Origin of the sequence: Pseudonocardia endophytica (genome assembly GCF_004339565.1) — a bacterium.
Lineage (GTDB): Bacteria > Actinomycetota > Actinomycetes > Mycobacteriales > Pseudonocardiaceae > Pseudonocardia > Pseudonocardia endophytica.
Map to the genome: position 1 here is coordinate 2,093,756 of NZ_SMFZ01000002.1, position 20,204 is coordinate 2,113,959.

A 20,204-nucleotide genomic window follows, 5' to 3' on the forward strand; every position below is an offset into this window, starting at 1 on the left:
CCTCCTTCGAGATGGTCAGAAGACGATGGTGGTGTTGCCGTGCAGCAGGACCCGGTCGTCGCAGTGCCAGGCCACCGCGCGGGCGAGCACGAGGCGTTCGATGTCCGCGCCGCGCCGGGTCATCTCGTGGGTCGACTCGCGGTGGGTCACGCGCGCGACGTCCTGCTCGATGATCGGGCCCTCGTCGAGGTCCACGGTGGCGTAGTGCGCCGTCGCCCCGACGAGCTTCACGCCGCGGTTCTTGGCCTGCTCGTACGGGCTCGCCCCGGCGAACGCCGGCAGGAACGAGTGGTGGATGTTGATCACCGGGACGCCCACCTGGTCGAGGAAGTCGCCGGACAGGATCTGCATGTAGCGGGCCATCACGATCAGGTCGACGCGGCCGTCGAGCAGGGCGAGCTGCTTGGCCTCCGCCTCCTGCTTGGTCGCCTTCGTGACCGGGATGTGCGCGAACGGGATGCCGAACGACTCCACGTCCTCGGCGAGGTCGGGGTGGTTGGACACTACCTGGACGATGTCGACCGGCAGCTCGCCCCGGCGGTAGCGCCACAGCAGGTCCAGCAGGCAGTGGTCGAACTTCGAGACGAACACCGCGACCCGCTGCGGGACCTCGGCGGCACGCAGCCGGAACGTCATGCCGAAGCGGATCGCGACCTCGGCGTCGAACTCCCGCTCCAGCTCCGGCAGCCTGGTGCTCACGTCCGGCAGGTGGAACTCGATGCGCTGGAAGAACGTGCCGCCCTCGGCGTCGGTGGAGTTCTGGTCGGAGGCGATGATGTTCGCGCCGCGCGCGTGCAGGAACGACGTGATCGCCGCGACGATCCCGGGACCGTCCTGACAGGACGTCAGGAGGCGGGCGGTGTCGACACCCCTGTCACGGCCCGTGCGGGGTCCGGTCCGGATCGCGTCCTGGCGGGGCAGGACGGCTGGGTCGGGCATGGCGTTGCCTCTCACGCAGTCGGCGGTGACGGCCCGTCGTCGGGAGTCGTCACACCGATGGGCGGTCGACGGTGCGGGCCGGAGAACTGAAGGTGTTGTCTTAGTACCTTTGAGGAAGGCAACACGCAACGTCGAGGAAAGTCAACCCCGGGTCGTGGGGGCCGCGGGCGATCAGCCGGCGGAGGCGTTCCCGCGCGCCGCGACGTCCGGGGACGCCGGGTCGCCGTCCGGGCCGAACACGATCGCGCGGAGCTGGGCGCGCGTGCGGTCCAGGTGCTCGCGCATCACCGCACTCGCGCGGTCCGCGTCCCTGACGGCCACCAGGTCGAGGATCTCCTGGTGGTCGCGCAGCGTCTCCTCGACCGGGTCGGCGAACGGGAGCAGGTCGTGCGGGCTGAACAGGTCACCGCGGCAGGCCTCGATCGCCTCCGCGAGCCGGTCGCTGCGGGCGGCGCGGGCGAGTCCGAGGTGGAACTGCGAGTCGGCCTGGCGGAACGCCGTGCGCCCGCCGACGTTCTTCAGCGAGGCGATCGCGTCGGAGAGGACGTCCAGGTCCTCGGGAACGTGGCGGCGCGCGGCCAGCACCGCGGTCTCGGTCTCCAGCGCGATCCGGAAGTCCAGGATGTCGTCGATCTCGCCGGTCTGCGTGCGCATCCGGGCCTGCCATGCGGCGGCCGGCTGGTCGAGCTGCGTGACGTACGTGCCGCCCGTCGCGCCCCTGCGGACCTCGACGTACCCCTCCTCGCGGAGCTGCTTGATCGCCTCGCGGAGGCTGATCCGGGCGACGCCGAGCTGCTCCGCGAGCTCGCGCTCGGGAGGGAGCCGTCCGCCGGGGCCGACCTCGCCGCGGTGGATCAGCGTGCGCAGGTGGTCGGCGACGGCCTTGGCCAGCGTCGTCGACGTCACCGGTCTCGCCATGGTCCGGAGGCTACCCGGGCCGGCCTGCGGGGACGTTCGTGAACACGATGTGACGGGGTTGACATCCGTCGACGCCGGGTGTTGCCTCTGCAATGGTTCTAACACCACACCATCAAGGAATCCGGCCGCCGGACGAGGGAGATGGACATGGCAGACGCGCACGAGGACCTCCGTCGCCGGGCCGAGCAGGACGGCATCGAGTTCTTCCTCGCGATGTTCGTCGACCTGCACGGCAAGCCCTGCGCCAAGGCGGTGCCGATCGAGGCGTTCGACCTGCTCGTGGGCGGCGGGGCCGGGTTCGCCGGCTACGCCGCCGGTGACCTCGGCCAGTCGCCCGCCGACCCGGACATCTCTGCCGTGCCGGACCCGTCGTCGTACACCCCGCTGCCCTGGAAGCCGGGTCTCGCGGTGCTGCACTGTGACCCGTGGGTCGACGGGAAGCCGTGGCCGTACGCGCCGCGCGTGATCCTGCGCCGCCTGCTCGACGACCTCTCCGAGCGTCGCGGCTGGACGATGAAGACCGGCATGGAGCTCGAGTACACGCTGCTGCGCCGCGCCGAGGACGGCTCGCTGGAGTTCGCCGACCCGCACGACACGTCGCACAAGCCCTGTTACGAGATCAAGGGCCTGACCCGGATGTGGGACCACCTGTCCGCGGTCTCGAAGAACCTGAACGCGCTCGGGTGGGGCAACTACGCCAACGACCACGAGGACGGCACCGGCCAGTTCGAGAACAACTGGCACTACTCGGACGCGCTCACCACGGCGGACCGCGCCGTGTTCTTCCGCTACATGATCCACATGCTGGCACACGACAACGGCATGGTCGCGACGTTCATGCCGAAGCCGTTCCGGGACAAGACCGGCAACGGCCTGCACATCCACCAGAGCCTGTGGAGCGCGCACGGCGAGGAGCTGTTCGCCGACGACGGCGGTGGGCTCGGGCTGTCCGCGCTCGGGCGGAGCTACCTCGGCGGTCTCGTCGAGCACGGCCGCGCCTGTGCCGCGGTGATCTGCCCGACGGTCAACTCCTACAAGCGGATCGGTGTCGGGTCGACGGCCTCCGGCGCGACCTGGGCGCCTGCCTACGTGGCGCACGGCGGCAACAACCGGACGCTGATGATGCGCGTACCCGAGGGCGGCCGGATCGAGCACCGGGGTGTCGACGGCTCGGCCAACCCGTACCTGGCCACGGCGGCGCTGCTGGCCAGCGGACTGGACGGCATCGACGGCGGGATGGACCCCGGCGCGCCGACCGACGACAACCTGTTCGAGCTCCCCACCGACGAGGTCCGCCGCCGCGGCATCCGCCAGCTGCCCAGCACGCTCGAGCGCGCGGTCGAGGAGCTCGTGGACGACGACGTCCTCCGTGCGGCGCTGGGCAAGGTGTCCGGCGGCGACTTCATCGACTACTTCGCGACGGTCAAGCAGCGGGAGTTCGACGAGTACCACTCCGTCGTGTCCGACTGGGAGATCCAGCGCTACCTGACCCAGTCCTGACACCGTCCTGACCCGAAGGAATCGCATCCATGGCCAGCTCGACCAACGGCCACCCGTCGCACAACGGCAGCGGACGGAACGGCAACGGCCACCGCCCGGGCCGGCTGCGCGACTACTCGGCGTGGCAGCTGTTCCGCAAGGGCCTGTCGGCCAGTCCCGAATGGCCGCGCACCTGGCACGACCACGACCTCCGGAACAGCTACGACGTCGTGATCGTCGGAGGTGGCGTGCACGGTCTGGCCACCGCGTACTACCTGGCGACCAACCACGGCATCACGAACGTGGCCGTGCTGGAGAAGTCCTACATCGGCAGCGGCGGGTCCGGTCGCAACACCGCGATCATCCGGTCCAACTACCTCACGCCAGAGGGTGTGCGGTTCTACGACCGCTCGGTGAAGCTCTACGAGCACCTCGCCGCCGACCTGAACTTCAACGTCATGTTCTCCCAGCGCGGGCACATGACGTTGGCGCACAACGACTCCTCGCTGCGCACCATGCACTGGCGCGCCGAGGTGAACAAGGTGCAGGGCGTCGACTCCTCGGTGATCGGGCCGGACGAGATCGCGAAGCTCGTGCCGTTCATGGACGTCTCGCCGGAAGCTCGTTACCCGATCCTCGGGGCGCTCTACCACCCGCCGGGCGGGATCATCCGGCACGACGCCGTGGTCTGGGGCTACGCCCGTGCGGCCGACGCGCACGGCGTGCACATCCACCAGAAGACCGAGGTCACCGGCATCGACGTCGAGGGGGGCAAGGTCACCGGCGTACGGACGGACCGCGGCCGGATCTCGGCGCCGGTCGTCGTGAACTGCACGGCGGGCTGGTCGAGCCTGATCTCGGACATGGCCGGGGTGGAGATGCCGGTGCAGACGTTCCCGCTGCAGGCGGCGGTGACCGAGCCGGTGAAGCCGTTCCTGGACACCGTCGTCGTGTCCGGCACGCTGCACACGTACGTCTCCCAGACCGACCGCGGCGAGCTGGTGTTCGGCGCGTCGGTGGACCCGTTCGCGTCGTACTCGATCCGCGGGTCGCTGGAGTTCACCGAGGGGCTCGGCGGGCACGTGCTGGAGCTGATGCCGGCGCTGTCGAAGATGCGGTTGCTGCGCCAGTGGGCGGGGTTGTGCGACATGACGCCCGACTACTCGCCGATCATGGGTCCGACCGATGTGGACGGTTTCTACGTCGACGTCGGCTGGGGCACCTACGGGTTCAAGGCGGGACCGGTGTCCGGCGAGGCGATGGCCGACTGCATCGCGCACGGCCGCCCGCCGGAGATCATCTCCGCGTTCGGGATCGACCGCTTCGCCGCGGGCAGGCTCGTCGGGGAGAAGGGTGCGGCCGCCGTCGGCCACTGAGGACGGACACCGGAACGTCAGGACTATCCCTGCAGCCCACGGAGCCGCAGGTGGAAGGACGCTTGCCATGATGCTGCTGCCGTGCCCGTACTGCGGGCCGCGCAACGTCACCGAGTTCCGGTACGGGGGAACCGCGACGACGCGCCCCGACCCCGGGACGACGACCCCGGAACAGTGGCGCCGCTACCTCTACACCCAGCCGAACCGGCGCGGGTGGGACACCGAGACCTGGTACCACTCGGCGGGCTGCCGGAAGTACTTCACCGCCGAGCGCGACACCGCCACCAACGAGGTGCGCATCCCATGACCCTCCTTCAGCCCGGACGCCGCAGCGCGGCCGCGGAGGCGCCACCGCAGACCCACCGCCTGCCCGGCCGTCCCGGCGAGGTGATCGACCGTGGTCGCACGCTGCGCTTCACCTGGAACGGCAGGCCGTACGGCGCGCACCCCGGCGACACGATCGTCTCGGCGCTCGCCGCGGCGGGCGTGCGGGTGTTCTCGCGCAGCTACAAGTACCACCGCCCGCGCGGCCTGGTCACCGCCGACTGGCTGGACCCGGGGTGCCTGGTCCAGGTCGGCGACGAGCCCAACGTCCGTGGCGCGCACGTGCAGGTGCGCGACGGGATCCAGGTGAGCTCGCAGAACACCTGGCCGTCGCTCGAGTTCGACCTGAAGGCCGTCAACGGCCTGGCCGGCCGCTTCCTCGCGACCGGCTTCTACTACAAGACGTTCATCAAGCCGGAACGCCTGTGGCCGGCATACGAGAAGGTCCTGCGCCAGTTCGTGCACGCGGGCGAGGTCTCGCGGGACACCGAGCAGCCGGTGTTCGACAAGCGCTACGCCCACCCCGACGTCCTCGTCGTCGGTGGCGGTCCCGCCGGGTTGTCGGCGGCCGTCGCCGCCGCCCGCGCCGGGGCACAGGTGATGCTCGTCGACGAGCAGCACGGCCTCGGCGGACACCTGCGCTGGACGAGCGACCCGGCCGAGCAGGCCGCGCTGCGCGAGCTCGTCGCCCGGGTCGCCGCGGAGCCCGCGATCGAGGTGCTGACCGACTCGGTCGCCCTCGCGCGCTACGACGACAACTGGATCCCGGTCGTCCAGCGAAACCTGCCGGGTGTCCACGAGCGACTGATCAAGGCACGGGCGAAGACGCTCGTCGTCGCGGCCGGGCTGATCGAGCGCCCGTACGTGTTCGGCGGCAACGACCTGCCCGGCGTCATGCTCTCCGGCGCGGCGCGCAGGCTGACGAACCTGTACTCCGTCCGTCCCGGTGACCGCGCCGTCGTGTTCACCGCGAACGACGCGGGCGACGCCACGGCCGGCGATCTCGCCGCCGCGGGCGTCGACGTCGCCGAGGTCGTGGACGCCCGCACCGGTGGTCGCGTCGTGCGGGCGCACGGGCGTGGCGCGCTGTCGTCGGTGGAGCTCGGAGGAGGCCGCCGGATCGACTGCGACCTGCTCGTCACGGCCACCGGTTGGACGGCGCCGACGTCGTTGATCAACCAGTCCGGGCACGACCCGACCTACGACCCGTCGACGGCCCGGTTCCGGCCGGACCCGGCCCGGCTGCCCGACGAGGTGCTCGTGACCGGCGGGATCCTCGGTGACGGGACGACCGACGAGCTGGCCGGGCACGGCTCTGCCGTCGGCGCGCTGGCGGCGCACCGGGCGGCCGCCACCCGCGGGTCGTTCGTCGCCGCTCCCGGCGTCGAGTTCGGGTCGACGGTGGACGGTGCCGCTCCCGCGGTTCCTGACCTGCCAGCGGCCCGGCACCCGGAGCTGTTCACGGCGAGCACCGGCGGCTTCGTCGACCTCTGCGAGGACGTCAGCGCGAAGGACCTGACGACCGCCATCGCCGAGGGCTACGACTCGGTCGAGCTGATCAAGCGCTACACGACCGTCACCATGGGCCACACCCAGGGCAAGCTCGAGACCGTCAACACGGTCGGGATCCTGGCGCAGGCCACCGGGGCCACGATCGCCGAGACCGGGACGACGACGTGGCGGCCGATGTACGCACCGGTCACGCTCGGCGCGCTGGCCGGCAGGCCGACGGAGCCCCGGCGGGTGTCCCCGATGCAGCCGTGGCACGAGCGCCACGGTGCCGTGCCGCTCGTCGCGGGACAGTGGATCCGCCCCGAGCACTACGGCGACCCGGTGGCCGAGGTGCGCGCCGTGCGGGAGCGGGTCGGGATCATCGACGTGACGCCGATCGGCAAGCTCGACCTGCGCGGCCCGGACGTGGCGAAGCTGCTCAACCTGCTCTACGTCAACAAGTGGTCGAAGCTCGACGTCGGCCGCGTGCGGTACGGCGTGATGTGCGCCGAGGACGGCGTCGTGCTCGACGACGGCGTCACCGGACGGCTCGGCGAGGACCACTACCTGATGTCGACCACGTCCTCGGGTGCCGCGACGGTCTGGGAGTGGGTCGAGGACCACCTGCAGACCGGGCACCCCGAGTGGCAGGTGCACGTCACGCCGGTCACGACGTCGTACGCGAGCATCAACATCGCCGGACCCCGCTCGCGCGAGCTGCTCGGGAGGCTGTGCGACGACGTCGACCTGTCCGCGGAGGCGTTCGAGTACATGCGCGTCCGCACCGGCACCGTCGCCGGGGTGCCCGACTGCGTGCTGTGGCGCATCGGTTTCACCGGCGAGCTGTCCTACGAGATCCACGTCCCGGCCGGGTACGGCCTGCACGTCTGGGAGGCGCTGATGGCCGCTGGCGCCGACCTCGGCGTCACGCCCTTCGGTGTCGAGGCCCAGCGCGTGCTGCGTCTGGAGAAGGGCCACTTCATCGTCGGGCAGGACACCGACGGCCTGACCCAGGCGTTCAGCGCCGGGATCGACGGGCTGATCAAGCTGGACAAGGACGACTTCGTCGGCAAGCCGGAGCTGGAGTGGCAGCACGAGCGCGGCGACGGGCCGACGCTGGTCGGTCTGCGCCCGCACGACGGGGGAGTCGTCCCGGAGGAGGCCAGCCAGATCCTGCACCGCGACGGCACCATCGCCGGGCGGGTCACGTCGTCGCGGCACTCGCCGACGCTCGGCCGGTCGATCTGCCTGGCCCAGATCGACCGCAGCCTCTCCGCCCTCGGCACGTCGGTACGCGTCCGCCTGCGGGACGGGCGTCTCGTCACGGCCGAGGTCACCGGCACCACCCACGTCGACCCCGAGGGGGAGCGTCAGCGTGTCTGATCAGTACAACGCAGGAGAACCGGTGTCGCGCAGCGCCGTCGCCGTCGTCAACGGGCGCGTCCGGGACGGCTGGGAGATCGGCGCGGGCGTGAGCACGGCCCGGCTGACGCTGCGCGACGAGTCCCCGCTGTCCAAGATCGTGGTGCGGGCGCCGTTCACCGGCGCGGTCCGCACCGATCTCGGTGTCTCCTTCGGACGGACGACCCGGGCCGACGTCGCGGGCGTCGGGCAGGTGCTCGTCGTCGGCGCCGCGCCGGGGGAGTGGGTCGTGCTCGGACCGATCGGGTCGGGCATCCGGCTGCTCGGCGACCTGCACGAGCGCCTGGCCGCGAGCGGTGAGTTCGCCTCGGCCGTCGACATCACGCACGGGCGGTGCCTGGTCCGGCTGCACGGTCCGGACGCGCGCCGGACGCTGGCGAAGGTCTGCGGTATCGACCTCGCCGACGACTCGGTGCCGGACGGGTCGGCACTGCGGACGTCCGTCGCCCGTATCGTCACCGACATGGTTCGTGACGACGTCGACGGCGAGCTGTCCTATCTCCTGCACTGCGAGCGGTCGTCCGGCCAGTTCCTGGCCGACATGCTGCTCGACGCGGGATCCGAGTTCGGGATCGAGGTGACCGGGTTCGCATCCGGTGCCGCGACGCTCGCCGGTGGTGCCCGATGACCGCAGCGATCATCGACGGCAAGGCTGCGGCCGCCGAGCTGCGCGCCGACGTCGCGACGGACGTCGCCGGCCTGCCGACCGCCCCCGGACTGGCCACGCTCCTGGTCGGCGACGACGCCGCGTCGGCGATCTACATCAAGAACAAGCGGAGGATGTCGACCGAGGTCGGCATCCGGGACCTGCACCAGCACCTGCCCGCGGACATCTCGCAGGAGGAGCTGTCCGGCGTTCTCGAGGGACTGGCCGACGACCCCGAGGTCACCGGCATCCTGCTGCAGCTGCCGGTGCCGAAGCACCTGGACACGAACGCGCTGCTGGCGATGATCCCGCCGGAGAAGGACGTCGACGGGCTCACCGAGCGCAGCGCCGGAAAGCTGATCCTGGGCAAGGACGGCCTGCGGCCCTGCACCCCGTCCGGCGTGATGTACCTGCTGGACCGGGCGGGCGTCGAGCTCGAGGGCCGCGAGGCCGTCGTCGTCGGACGGTCGTCGTTGGTCGGCAAGCCGCAGGCGCAGATGCTGCTGGAGCGCAACGCGACCGTCACGACGTGCCACTCCCGCACCCGGGACCTCGCCGAGGTGACGCGGCGGGCCGACGTGCTCGTCGCGGCCGCCGGCGTGCCGAAGATGATCGGCGCGGACGCGGTGAAGCCCGGCGCGGTCGTGATCGACGTCGGCATGCACCGCCTCGAGTCCGGACTGTGCGGCGACGTCGACACCGACGCCGTCGCCGAGGTCGCGTCGCAGATCACCCCGGTCCCCGGCGGCGTCGGACCGATGACGATCGCGATGCTGCTGCGCAACACCGTCCTCGCCGCGCGGCTGCTCGAGGTGGCGCCTACCTCCGGGTGACGAACGCGGGTAGCGCGTACGGGTCGCGGAACGGGGCCCGCTCGGCGCGCTCGACCTGCACCAGTACGGACTGGGCCGTGCTGCCCTGGGTCAGCCGCGACGTCGGCCGGTCCTGGGACAGCACGTTCGGGTTCCCGTGCAGCTCCGCCGATCCGGTCGCGGCCGGGTCGGCTGGCGTGTACCAGGCACCGGTGGCCAGGAGGGCGACGCCGGCGAGCACGTCGTCGGAGAGCACCGCACCCGCGTAGGTCTCGCCGCGGTCGTTGAACAGGCGGACCGCGTCGCCCTCGGCGATGCCGCGTGCTCGCGCGTCGGAGGCGTTGAGCACCACCGGTTCCCGACCGTCGATCTTGGACTCGCGGCTGACCCCGGCCATGTCGAGCTGGCTGTGCAGGCGCGACGACGGCTGCGGCGACAGCAGGTGGATCGGGTGCCGTGTGCCGGCGGTGCCGCTCCACTCGCTGCCGGGGACCCATGCCGGATGGCCGGGGCACTCGTCGTAGCCGTATGCGGCGACGGTCTCGGAGTAGAGCTCGATCCGTCCGGACGGCGTGGCCAGCGGCGCGGCGTCCGGGTCGGCCCGGAACGCGGCGAACGGCGGCGGGGGAGCCGGCAGCTCGTAGCGGTGGTGCCCGCGCTCCCAGAACTCGTCGAACTCCGGGAGCGGGTGCCCGTGCTCGATCGACGACGTCCTGGCCGTCTCGTACATCGCCCGCAGCGCGCCCGCGTCGTCGAGGCCGCCGCTGTGCTCCTGCTCGACGCCGAGGCGGCGGGCGAGTGCGGCGAAGATCTGACGGTCGGTCCGGGCCTCGCCCGGCGGGTCGACCGTGCGCTTCATCGCGACGACGTAGGGCTCCTTCGACGCGGCCGCGATGTCGTCGCGCTCGAGCGACGACGTGGCCGGCAGGACGACGTCGGCCATCCGGGCCGTCGCGGTCCACCACGGCTCGTGCACGACGACGGTCTCCGGGCGTTGCCACGCCTCGACCAGGCGGTTCAGGTCGTGGTGGTGGTGGAACGGGTTGCCGCCCGCCCAGTAGACGACGCGGATGTCCGGGTAGCGGTGGGCGGCGCCGTCGAACTCGTAGGTGCCGCCGGGATCCGACAGCATGTCGGTGAGGCGGGTGACCGGGACGCGCGCCGAGCACGGGTTCTTCCGGGCCTGGAACGCGGGCGTCCCGAACGGCCGGTACGTGTTGCCGGTGCCCGCGATGCTCCCGTAGCCGAACCCGAACCCGCCGCCGGGCAGCCCGATCTGTCCGAGACAGGCAGCGAGCGCGATCACCGCCCAGTACGGCTGCTCCCCGGACTCGGCGCGCTGCAGCGCCCAGGTCGCCGTGACCAGCGTCCGGCCGTTCGCGATCCGCCGGGCCAGGTCCTCGATCCGCTCGGCAGGCACACCGGTGATCGTCGCGGCCCACCGCGCCGTCCTGGCCCGACCGCCGTCGGCGCCGCGCACGTAGGCGAGGAACCGCTCGTGCCCGACGGTGCAGCGGCGCAGGAAGTCCTCGTCGAGGCGACCGGTGCGGTCGAGCTCGTGGACGAGCGCCAGCAGCAGCGCCGCGTCGCTGCCCGGACGGATCGGGAACCATTCGGCGCGCTCCGGCGCGTCGAAGCGCACCGGGTTGACGTTGACGAGCCGGGTGCCCGCGTCCAGCGCGGCGTCGAGCCCGAGGCGCGACGTGTGGTCGCCGGTCCCGCCGGACTCGATCTGGAAGTTCTTGGCGGGCACCCCGCCGAGCATCAGGACGGTGTCGGTGTGCTCGGCGATCTCGGCCCACGTCGTGACCTGGCCGGTCACCGAACTCGCGTCGCCGACGACGTAGGGCAGCAGGTGGTCGGCGGCGCCGTAGCTGTAGTTGCCGGCGTGTCCGGTGAACCCGCCGAGGCAGGCCAGGAAGTGCCCGACCTGCGTCTTCGCGTGGTGCAGCCGTCCGGCACTGGACCAGCCGTACGACCCGCCGAACACCGACGACGGGCCGTGCCGCTCGTACGTCCTGCGCAGGGCGTCCGCGACGACGTCCAGGGCGGTGTCCCAGCCGACCTCGACGAACGGATCGGCCCCCCGGCGTCCGCCGGACCCGTCGAGCCACGAGGCGCGGACGGCGGGCCGGGTCACCCGGTTCGCGGCGTGCACCGCCTCCGGTACCGACCTCAGCATCGGTGACGGGTCGCCGTCGAGCTCGAACGGGACGGCCTCGGCCAGCCGGCCGTCCTCGACGCGCGGCCGGAAGGCTCCCCAGTGCGAGCTGTGGATCGTCATGCGCGCTCCCCGTTGTCGGCCCCCATCGTGACGCATCCGCTCTCCGATGGGGCGCGCCGTCGGAGCAGGGTCACACGGTCCGCGCAGCGTAGGGCTGTCGTTCCGACAGAGTGTCGGACGCCGGGGCCGAGGTTTCGTGACGCTGTCGGAAGTGCCGGGCACCAGCGTGCCGTCATCGTCGGGGCCGGACCACGACGCACGGGAGCATGAGATGAAGGACGTCATCGTCGTCGGCGGCGGCCTGGCCGGCCTGTCCGCCGCGTGGCGCCTGCGGCACACCGACGTGCTGCTGCTGGAGTCGGCCGACCGCGTCGGCGGCCGGGTCGAGTCGCAGCGCCGCGGAGCGCACTGGCTGAACTGGGGCGGGCACGTCTACGCGGGCGGCGACTCGGCCACCGGGTGGCTGCTGGACGACGTCGGCGTGGACGCGGCCGAGGTGCCGGGCTCGCTGGCCGGGCTGTCGATGAACGGGAGGACCCTGACCCGCGGCCGGGTGGAGACGTTCCCGTTCCGGATCCCGATGTCCTGGAACGACCGGTTCCACGTGGCCCGCGCCGGGCTCACGGTCCGGCTCGCCGTCGCCCGCTACGCGCGCGTGCTCGCCCGGCGGACCGGCGAGAGCGAGGCCGCCCGCCAGCAGCGCGTCTACGACTTCATGAACGACCGGTCGTTCGCCGACTTCGTCGGGGACCTGCCCGCGGACGCCCGGGCGCTGTTCGAGCCCACGGTGACCCGCTCGTCGGGGAACCTGGACCAGATCGCGGCCGGTGCCGGCGTCGGGTACTTCAGCCTCGTCTGGAACATCGGTGGCGGGCTCAACCGCAACATCCTCGGCGGGCCGTCGACGCTGACCGGGTCGATCGCCGAGACGCTCGGCGAGCGCGTGCAGCGCGGCGCGGCGGTGCACGAGGTCGTCCAGCGGGACGCGTCGGTCGTCGTGCGCTACCGCCACGGCGGCGTCGACCACGAGGTCGAGGCCCGCACCGCGGTGCTGGCGACGCAGGCGCACGTCACCCGCCGGATCGCCGTCGACCTGGACCGGGACCTGCGCGATGCGCTGTCGGAGATCGTCTACGGGCCGTTCGTGAGCGCCGCGTTCCTGACCGGCGAGACGTCGCCGCAGCGCTGGGACGACTCGTACGCGATCGCGACGCCGAAGCGCTCGTTCAACGTCGTGCTCAACATGTCCAACGTGGTGCACGGCGGCTCGTCCGAGCGCGTGCCCGGCAGCAGCCTGATGGTGTTCTCGCCCGCCGACGCCGCGCGCGCGGTGATCGACCTCGACGACGACGAGATCCTCCGCCGCTTCCGCACGGACCTGTCCGAGGTCCTGCCGGGCGTCGACCGGACGATCGTCGAGGCGCACGTCCGGCGCTGGCCGAACGGGTCGCCCTACAGCTTCCCCGGCCGCGCGAAGCTCCAGCCGACGCTGACCCGCCGCCGCGGCGGCCGCGTCGTCTTCCTGGCCGGCGACTACCTCGGCACGCTCTACACCGAGACGGCCGTGAGCACCGGACTCACTGCAGCACAGGACGTCCGCACCGTCCTGGCTTCCGAGCACGCCCTCCCCTTCTCCTGAGAGGACCCGCACCATGTCCCAGCTGTCCGGCATCCTGTCCGCACTGGTCACGCCGTTCGACGCGGACGGCCGCATCGACGACACCCTGCTGCGCGCCGTCGTCGACCGCAGCATCGACGCAGGCGTCGGCGGTGTCGTCGCCTGCGGGTCGACCGGCGAGTTCGCCGCCATGACCGCCGACGAGCGCCGCCACGTCGTCGAGACCGTCGTCGAGCACACGGCCGGGCGCGTCCCGGTCGTCGCGCAGACCGGTGGGCTGACCGCCGCCGAGGCCGTCGGGCACTCCCGGCACGCCCAGGCCGCAGGCGCGTCCGTGCTGATGCTGGTCACGCCGTTCTACGAGCCGCTGACCATGGACGAGACGCTGCGTTACCTGCGCACCGTCGCGGGCGCCCTCGACATCCCGGTGATGCTCTACAACCTGCCGCCCGCCACCGGCGTCAACCTCGACCCGGACACCGTGGGTGCGCTCGCCCGCGAGGTCGGGAACATCGCCTACGTCAAGGACACCAGCGGCGACCTCGCCCAGGCCGGCCAGCTCGTGCGCTACCACGGCGACGTCATCTCGACGATCGTCGGCTGGGACAGCCTGGCGTTCCCTGCCCTCTGCGACGGCGTGGCGGGCGCGATGTGCGGGACGGCCAACGTCGTCGGAGCCGAGCTCGTCGCGGTGCAGCGAGCCATCGCGGCGGGCGACCTGGCCGGTGCCCGCGCCGAGTGGGAGCGGATCTACCCGCTGATCGACACGCTCCTGTCGACGGCCTTCATCCCCGGCGTGAAGGCGGCGCTGAGCGCCCGCGGTCTCCCGGTCGGCCCGCCCCGTGAGCCGCTGAACCCGCTCGGCGGCGAGGCACTGGCCCGCGTGCGGGCGCTCGTCGCGGCGCTGCCCGAGCCCGCGACCGTCTGAACACGACGATGGTCGGCGAGGTCCTGCGCGGGTTCGATCTCGCCGGCGTGTTCGGCTGTGCCGTCATGGGTGGCGTCCTGGCCCGCTCCCGCGGCCTCGACCCGGTGGGCTTCGTCGTGCTGGCGATCCTGTCCGGGCTCGGCGGCGGGATCATCCGGGACACGTTGCTGCAGTTCGGTCCGCCGGTCGCCCTGGTCGACCCCGCCTACATCGGGACGGCGTCGGCCGGGGCGCTGGTGGCGTTCTTCCTGCCGTTCGACGGCGCGTTGTGGCGTCGGTGCTTCCCGGTCGTCGACGCGTGCGCGGTCGGCTGCTGGGCGACCGCCGGTGCGCAGAAGACGCTCGGCGCGGGCCTCGCCTGGTGGGCGGCGATCCTGCTGGGGATCGTCACGGCCGTCGGCGGCAGCGCCGTACGAGACGTGGTGCTCGGCCGCATCCCGCTGATCTTCGGAGGGACGACGCTGTACGCGACGTCCGCACTCATCGGGGCCGCGACGATGGTGGCCCTGCACGCCGTCGGAGCACCGGCCGCCGGACTGGTGGCCGGCACGACGGTGGGTGCCGCCGTCACCCTCCTCGCCCGCTGGCGCGGCTGGGAGCTCCGCGGCGCCTACGCGTGGCGCGGTCCCGGGCGTCGGCGGGCGGAGCCGAACCGACCATGATCGGTGACCGCGTCCGGATCGGGGCGGTGGAGTGCCTTGACCTGGACCCGACTGCCGATCATGGGCGCGGGACGCGAGACGCGGGCGGGACGTCGGGCCGGACGACGCGGTGGTGGATCAGCGGCACGCCAGGTAGCCGGGCACCCGGAACGACCCGGTACGGAACGGCCCGCCACCGACGATGACCTGGCGTCCGTCCTGGATCTGGTAGACGAGCTGCGGCTGGGCCAGTGACGGGTCGCCGTGGTCGTCGATGCCGAGCGCGGTCTGGCTCGGGGTGTCGAAGTTGTAGGTGCCGTTGACGCCGCGGTAGGGCTCCGCGCGCAGGTGGGCGGCGACGCCCTCGCCGTCGGACAGGTCGCCGCAGGACGCCCACGCGCGCGCCACGCGCTGCATCCGGTCGTAGGCCAGCCCGGCGTGCGACCGGCCGGGGACGACGCCGAACCGGTCCCGGTAGCGGCGGGCGAAGCCGTGACCGACGGCGTCGGAGTACGTGCCGGTCGTCGTGGCCCACACGACGCCATCGGCCAGCGGGCCGAGGCAGTGGCGGAACGCCGGGACCGACGGCGCGTAGATGCCGTACGGGAGCGCGGTCGAGCCCAGCGCGCGCAGCGCGGTGACGGCCGCGGCGGCGTCGTCGACGAAGAAGCTGCCGATCATGACGGCGGCCGCGGGCTCCCGGACGGCGGTGGCGATCGCGCGGGTCCAGCCGTCGTCGGTGCCGGTGACGGGCACGACGTCGAGCTCCCACCCCTGCGCCTCGGCGTCCACGCGGGCCCGCCCGATGCCGAAGTCGACGCCGTGCCAGTGCTTCACGACGACAGCCAGGCGGTGCGACGGGGCGACCCACTCGCCGGAGTCCCGCAGCGCCGTCAGGAACTCGACGAAGCGCGGCGCGTAGCCGGTGTCGCTGGCGCACACCTGGAACACCCGGCCGAACCGGGCCGGGTCGCCGGAGACCATGCGCTCCATCGCGCCGCTCGTCGCGGCGTGCAGGTACGGGATTCCCGACGCCGCGGCGAGCTCGTGGCCGATCTCCTGCGCCGCGAGGTAGCCGGAGGTCAGAACGTCGACCCCGTCCCGGATCAGCGACCCGAACGCCGTCTCGACCGACGCGCCGCTGCTCACCTCCACGTCGCGTACGACGGCGCGGATCCGGCGTCCGCGGACGCCTCCGGCGGCGTTGATCTCCTCGATCGCCAGCCGCAGGCCGTTGACCATCTCGCGCCCGTCGTCGCTGCCGCGACCGGACAGCGGCAGCGCGGCCCCGACGACGAGCTCGCGCCGCGGAGCCGGGACCCGGGGCCTGCGCGTGACCGGTGCGTCCGTGGCCGCGACGAGGCGCCCGACGGACAGGTGCGCGTAGTGGGCGGCGGGGCCGGGGAGCGGGACGCAGATCAGGCCCGTGTCCAGCGCGTACGTGGCGGCGGCCGTGCGCGTCGGTGCGTCCAGCTTCAGCATCAGGTGGTTGACGTGGGTGGCGGCCGTGCGCTGGGTGATGCCGAGGTCGCGCGCGATCTCGGCGTTCGAGAGCCCGACGACGAGCATCGTCAGGACCTCCAGCTCACGCGGCGACAGCCGGGCGGGCAGCTCGTCCACCGGCTCCCCGCTGAGCACGACGTGGTCGAAGCCGTGCTCCGACCGCGCCTCCAGCACGACCCGGCACAGCCTCCCGGACAGCGGTACCCGCCAGTGGAACGTGCAGCGGGCCAGCTCCGCCCGTCCCATCGCGGCGGCCAGCGCGACGAGCTCCGGCGGCACGTCGTCGTGCGTGCCGCGGTCGGCCAGCCCGAGGCCGCCGTCCGGCCGGATCTGGACCGTGAAGGCCGCCCCTGACCACATCGCGGCACCTCCCGCCCTCCCCGTCGAGCATGCCCTACGGATGCGCACCTGACGATGCGCTACGTACATCTGACGATGGCAGGCGGTCCGATCGTTCCTAGCTTCTCCGAAACCGAGACCCGCCCACGATCGGAGACGTGATGGGACACCTGCAGCTGCCACCCGGGAAGAAGATCGCCGTCAACCTCGGCACCGACTTCGACGCCCAGTGCCTCTGGCTCGGCGCGTTCAACCGGCCGACCCCGGCGTCGATGTCGCGCGGCGAGTTCGGCGCCGAGGTCGGCGTGCCGCGCCTGCTGTCGCTCTACAAGCGCTACGGCGTACGCACGACGTGGTTCACGCCGGGCCACTCGATCGACACGTTCCCCGAGGCGTGCAAGAAGGTGCTCGACGACGGTCACGAGTTCGGCCACCACGGCTACTACCACGAGAACCCGACGATGATCTCCGGCGACACCGAGCGCCGGCTCGTGAACCTCGCGTTCGAGACGTTCAAGAACGTCCTGGGCATCCGGCCGGTCGGCTACCGGTCGCCGTACTGGGACTACAGCGAGTCCACACTGGACATCATCGAGGACTCCGGCCTGATCTACGACACGTCGCTGATGGGCCGCGACTTCCACCCGTACCACCCGCAGCGCTGGCAGGTGCGCTGGGAGCGCGGCAACGTCGCGGGCCGGGCGAGCCGGGTGCTCGAGATCCCGGTCAACTGGTACCTCGACGACTTCCCGCCGCTGGCCTACACCGGTCCGCAGGCCGGTATGCAGGACTCGAACACGATCTACAACCGGTGGAAGGACATCTTCGACTACGGGTACGCGAACGAGACGAACCCCGTGTTCGCGACGTGCGTCCACCCGCAGATCATCGGCCAGGCGCATCACATGCTCTGGTACGAGCGGCTCGTCGAGTACATCGCGGGCCACGAGGGCGTCTGGTTCGCGACGATCGAGGAGATCGCGAAGGCCTGGGTCGACGACGAGACCGACGAGGCGAAGTTCGCGCTGCCCGACGTCCGCGGCGTCGAGCCCGCGCCGGCCGACTCCGGCTGGGCCTGATGACGGCGCCTCATGACGTCCCGACCGAGTCGCGGGCGGTGCCCGGGCTGGACGGCGACGTCGAGGTGATCACCGACCGGTGGGGCGTCCCGCACGTGTACGCCACGACCCGGCACGACGCCTATGTGGCGCAAGGGTTCCAGGCCGCGCGTGACCGGCTGTTCCAGATCGACCTCTGGCGACGACGGGGCCTCGGCCGGCTGTCCGAGGTGTTCGGCAGCCGGTTCCTGGCCCAGGACCGGGCGACCCGGCTGTTCCTCTACCGCGGTGACATGCGCTCCGAGTGGCTCGCCTACGGCAACGCCGCCCGGGACGTCGTGTCGGCGTTCGTGTCCGGCGTGAACGCCTACGTCGACTGGGCCCTGCAGGTGCCCGACGAGCGCCTGCCGCCGGAGTTCGCTGCGCTCGGGCACACCCCGGCGCACTGGGCGCCCGACGACGTCGTCCGGATCCGCACGCACGGCCTGCTCTACAACGCCGAGCAGGAGCTCGGCCGCGCGCTGACCGTGCGCGACCTCGGCGCGGCGGCCGAGGAGCTCCGCTCGGTCCGCGACCCGCACACCGACCTCGTCGTCCCGGACGCGGACGCGCTGGCCCACCTGACCGACGGGGTGCTCGACGTCTACCGCCTGGCGTTCGCCCCCGCCGACTTCTCGGAGCTCGCCCCGGAGCGGGCGGCAGGGTCGGCCGGGTCGTCGGCGCCGTCGGGCAGCAACAACTGGGTCGTGTCCGGCGACCGGACCGGCACCGGACGGCCGGTGCTGGCGAACGACCCGCACCGGGCGGTCACGGTGCCGTCGCTGCGCTACCTCACACACCTCGAGGCGCCGGGCATGAGCGTGATCGGTGCCGGGGAGCCGAACCTGCCGGGCGTGTCGATCGGGCACAACGGGCGGGTCGCCTTCGGGCTGACGATCTGGCCGGTCGACCACGAGGACCTCTACGTCTACGAGCTCCACCCCGACGACGACGGGCGCTACCGCTACCGCGGCGCGTGGGAGGCGTTCACGGTGGTCGAGGAGACCACCGACGTCGCGGGCGGCGACCCGGAGACGGTGCGGCTCACGTACTCCCGGCACGGTCCGGTCGTGCACGTCGACCCGGCTGCTCGCGTGGCGGTCGCCGTCCGGGCGGTCTGGCTGGAGCCCGGGATGGCGCCCTACCTGGCCAGCCTGGAATACCAGGAGGCTCAGGACGTCGACGAGTTCCGGCGCGCGCTGCGCCGATGGGGCGCGCCCGGCGCGAACCAGCTGTTCGCGTCCGCGGACGGTGACATCGGGTGGCAGGCGTGCGCACTCGTGCCGCGCAGGCCCGGGTGGGACGGTTCGGTGCCGGTGCCCGGTGACGGCCGCTACGAGTGGGACGGGTTCGCGCGCCTCGAGGAGCTGCCCGGCGTCGGCAACCCGGACGCCGGCTGGTTCTCGACGTCGAACGAGGAGAACTCCCCGGACGGCTACGACGGTCCGACGATCACGACGGACTGGTATTCCAGTGCGCGCCACGAGCGCCTCGTCGGCCTGCTCGGCGGCGACGACCCGGTGGACGTCGTGGCCAGCGTCCGGATGCAGGGTGACGCCATGAACCTGCACGGACGTCGCCTGCTCGACCGTCTGAGCACGGTGACCGGGGACATGCGGCACGCCGACGAGTGGGCCGCGCTGCAGGCGTGGGACGGCGTCGAGACGGCCGACTCCCGTGCCGCGCTGGTGTTCCAGGTCTGGGTGCGCAGGCACCTGCGGCCGTGGCTGGTCGACCGGTGCCTGGAGCGGCTCGGGGCCGACCCCGCCGCGGCGACGGCGGCCCGGCACCGGCTCCTGCGCGCCGACACGCTGTTCTCGGAGCTGCGCCCGGACCTGCGGATGGTCGCGCTGTTCGGCCCCGAGGACGCGGAGCTCCTCCGGGACGGCGTCGACGCGACGCTGGGCGCGGCCCTGGCCGACATCGTCGACCTGCTCGGGGACGCGGAGTGGACGTGGGGTGCGCTGCACCGCACCGAGCTCCGGCACGCGGTGTTCTCGCACGTCCCGGACGCGCCGCCGCGGTGGCGGGCGCTGCCGTCGGTGCCGCGCGCCGGCAGCGGGGACACGGTCGGGCTCACCGGGCACGACCCGTCGTTCAACGCCGTGATGGGCTCGAGCTTCCGGATCGCCGTCGACGTGGGGGAGTGGGACTCCACGCTGGTACTGAACTCGCCGGGACAGTCCGGTGACCCGCGGTCGTCGCACTACGACGACCAGCTCGGAATGTGGGCCGACGGCGAGGCGTTCCCGCTGGCCTACACCCGCGACGCGGTCCTCGCCGCCGCCGAGAGCCGGCTGCGGCTGACGCCCGACTCCTGACGGCGGCCTCGGCTGCCGCCGTGGTCGTCGTGATCGCCGGAACGTCCCGCTCGACGGGCCCCGGACGAATCGAGTGGTGGGTTGTGGCGGTTGAACCCGCCGGAACGTCACACTCGATCGCCCGGG

15 protein-coding genes are annotated in these 20,204 nt (G+C 72.5%); 11 read left to right on the top strand and 4 right to left on the bottom strand.

Annotated features, from left to right (window positions below; translation table 11 throughout):
• Window positions 1-15 precede the first annotated feature (15 nt).
• Both purU and EV378_RS28685 read right to left on the bottom strand, forming a co-directional pair.
• The gene (purU, locus tag EV378_RS28680; RefSeq protein ID WP_132430497.1) at window positions 16-939 is read right to left on the bottom strand and encodes a formyltetrahydrofolate deformylase; all 924 of its coding nucleotides are present in this window, start codon (window positions 937-939) and stop codon (window positions 16-18) included.
• Window positions 940-1,110: 171 nt separating this feature from the next.
• Window positions 1,111-1,857 (bottom strand): FadR/GntR family transcriptional regulator, encoded by a 747-nt coding sequence (locus tag EV378_RS28685; protein ID WP_132430498.1) that lies wholly within the window; start codon window positions 1,855-1,857, stop codon window positions 1,111-1,113.
• A gap of 147 nt (window positions 1,858-2,004) precedes the next feature.
• On the opposite strand from EV378_RS28685, the gene glnT reads away from it, so the two are divergent.
• From glnT to folD, 6 genes are all read left to right on the top strand, one after another.
• On the top strand, window positions 2,005-3,357 hold the full coding sequence (glnT, locus tag EV378_RS28690) for a type III glutamate--ammonia ligase (protein ID WP_132430499.1): 1,353 nt from the start codon (window positions 2,005-2,007) through the stop codon (window positions 3,355-3,357).
• A gap of 29 nt (window positions 3,358-3,386) precedes the next feature.
• Window positions 3,387-4,712 (top strand): sarcosine oxidase subunit beta family protein, encoded by a 1,326-nt coding sequence (locus EV378_RS28695; RefSeq protein ID WP_132430500.1) that lies wholly within the window; start codon window positions 3,387-3,389, stop codon window positions 4,710-4,712.
• A 67-nt stretch (window positions 4,713-4,779) separates the two neighbouring features.
• Window positions 4,780-5,019 (top strand): sarcosine oxidase subunit delta, encoded by a 240-nt coding sequence (locus EV378_RS28700; RefSeq protein WP_132430501.1) that lies wholly within the window; start codon window positions 4,780-4,782, stop codon window positions 5,017-5,019.
• Window positions 5,016-7,910 (top strand): 2Fe-2S iron-sulfur cluster-binding protein, encoded by a 2,895-nt coding sequence (locus tag EV378_RS28705; RefSeq protein ID WP_132430502.1) that lies wholly within the window; start codon window positions 5,016-5,018, stop codon window positions 7,908-7,910. The genes EV378_RS28700 and EV378_RS28705 overlap by 4 nt, the downstream gene beginning before the upstream one ends.
• Entirely contained in the window at window positions 7,903-8,577 is a 675-nt protein-coding gene (locus EV378_RS28710) for a sarcosine oxidase subunit gamma (protein ID WP_132430503.1), read from the top strand. The genes EV378_RS28705 and EV378_RS28710 overlap by 8 nt, the downstream gene beginning before the upstream one ends.
• Complete coding sequence (gene folD / locus EV378_RS28715; RefSeq protein WP_132430504.1) at window positions 8,574-9,428, top strand: bifunctional methylenetetrahydrofolate dehydrogenase/methenyltetrahydrofolate cyclohydrolase FolD; 855 nt, start codon at window positions 8,574-8,576, stop codon at window positions 9,426-9,428. The genes EV378_RS28710 and folD overlap by 4 nt, the downstream gene beginning before the upstream one ends.
• Here folD and EV378_RS28720 read toward each other — a convergent pair.
• Window positions 9,415-11,691, bottom strand: a complete 2,277-nt coding sequence (locus EV378_RS28720; protein WP_132430505.1) for a molybdopterin-dependent oxidoreductase — start codon at window positions 11,689-11,691, stop codon at window positions 9,415-9,417. The genes folD and EV378_RS28720 overlap by 14 nt on opposite strands.
• Before the next feature lie 211 nt (window positions 11,692-11,902).
• Here EV378_RS28720 and EV378_RS28725 point away from each other — a divergent pair, with 211 nt between their 5' ends.
• Genes EV378_RS28725 through EV378_RS28735 form a run of 3 tightly spaced genes read left to right on the top strand, consistent with a single transcriptional unit; the run spans window position 11,903 to window position 14,839 of the window.
• Window positions 11,903-13,270 (top strand): flavin monoamine oxidase family protein, encoded by a 1,368-nt coding sequence (locus EV378_RS28725; RefSeq protein ID WP_132430506.1) that lies wholly within the window; start codon window positions 11,903-11,905, stop codon window positions 13,268-13,270.
• Window positions 13,271-13,283: 13 nt separating this feature from the next.
• Entirely contained in the window at window positions 13,284-14,177 is an 894-nt protein-coding gene (locus EV378_RS28730) for a dihydrodipicolinate synthase family protein (protein ID WP_132430507.1), read from the top strand.
• Window positions 14,178-14,185: 8 nt separating this feature from the next.
• Window positions 14,186-14,839: a trimeric intracellular cation channel family protein gene (locus EV378_RS28735; protein ID WP_132430508.1), complete on the top strand. Its 654-nt coding sequence runs from the start codon at window positions 14,186-14,188 to the stop codon at window positions 14,837-14,839.
• A 117-nt stretch (window positions 14,840-14,956) separates the two neighbouring features.
• On the opposite strand, the gene EV378_RS28740 is transcribed toward EV378_RS28735, so the two are convergent.
• Window positions 14,957-16,681, bottom strand: a complete 1,725-nt coding sequence (locus tag EV378_RS28740) for an ABC transporter substrate-binding protein (protein WP_165922523.1) — start codon at window positions 16,679-16,681, stop codon at window positions 14,957-14,959.
• Between the two features lie 140 nt (window positions 16,682-16,821).
• On the opposite strand from EV378_RS28740, the gene EV378_RS28745 reads away from it, so the two are divergent.
• Together EV378_RS28745 and EV378_RS28750 are read left to right on the top strand one after the other, a co-directional pair.
• On the top strand, window positions 16,822-17,739 hold the full coding sequence (locus EV378_RS28745) for a polysaccharide deacetylase family protein (RefSeq protein ID WP_132430510.1): 918 nt from the start codon (window positions 16,822-16,824) through the stop codon (window positions 17,737-17,739).
• A complete protein-coding gene (locus EV378_RS28750) occupies window positions 17,739-20,078 on the top strand; it encodes a penicillin acylase family protein (RefSeq protein WP_132430511.1) in 2,340 nt (779 codons plus the stop codon). The genes EV378_RS28745 and EV378_RS28750 overlap by 1 nt, the downstream gene beginning before the upstream one ends.
• The last annotated feature ends 126 nt before the right edge of the window (window positions 20,079-20,204 follow it).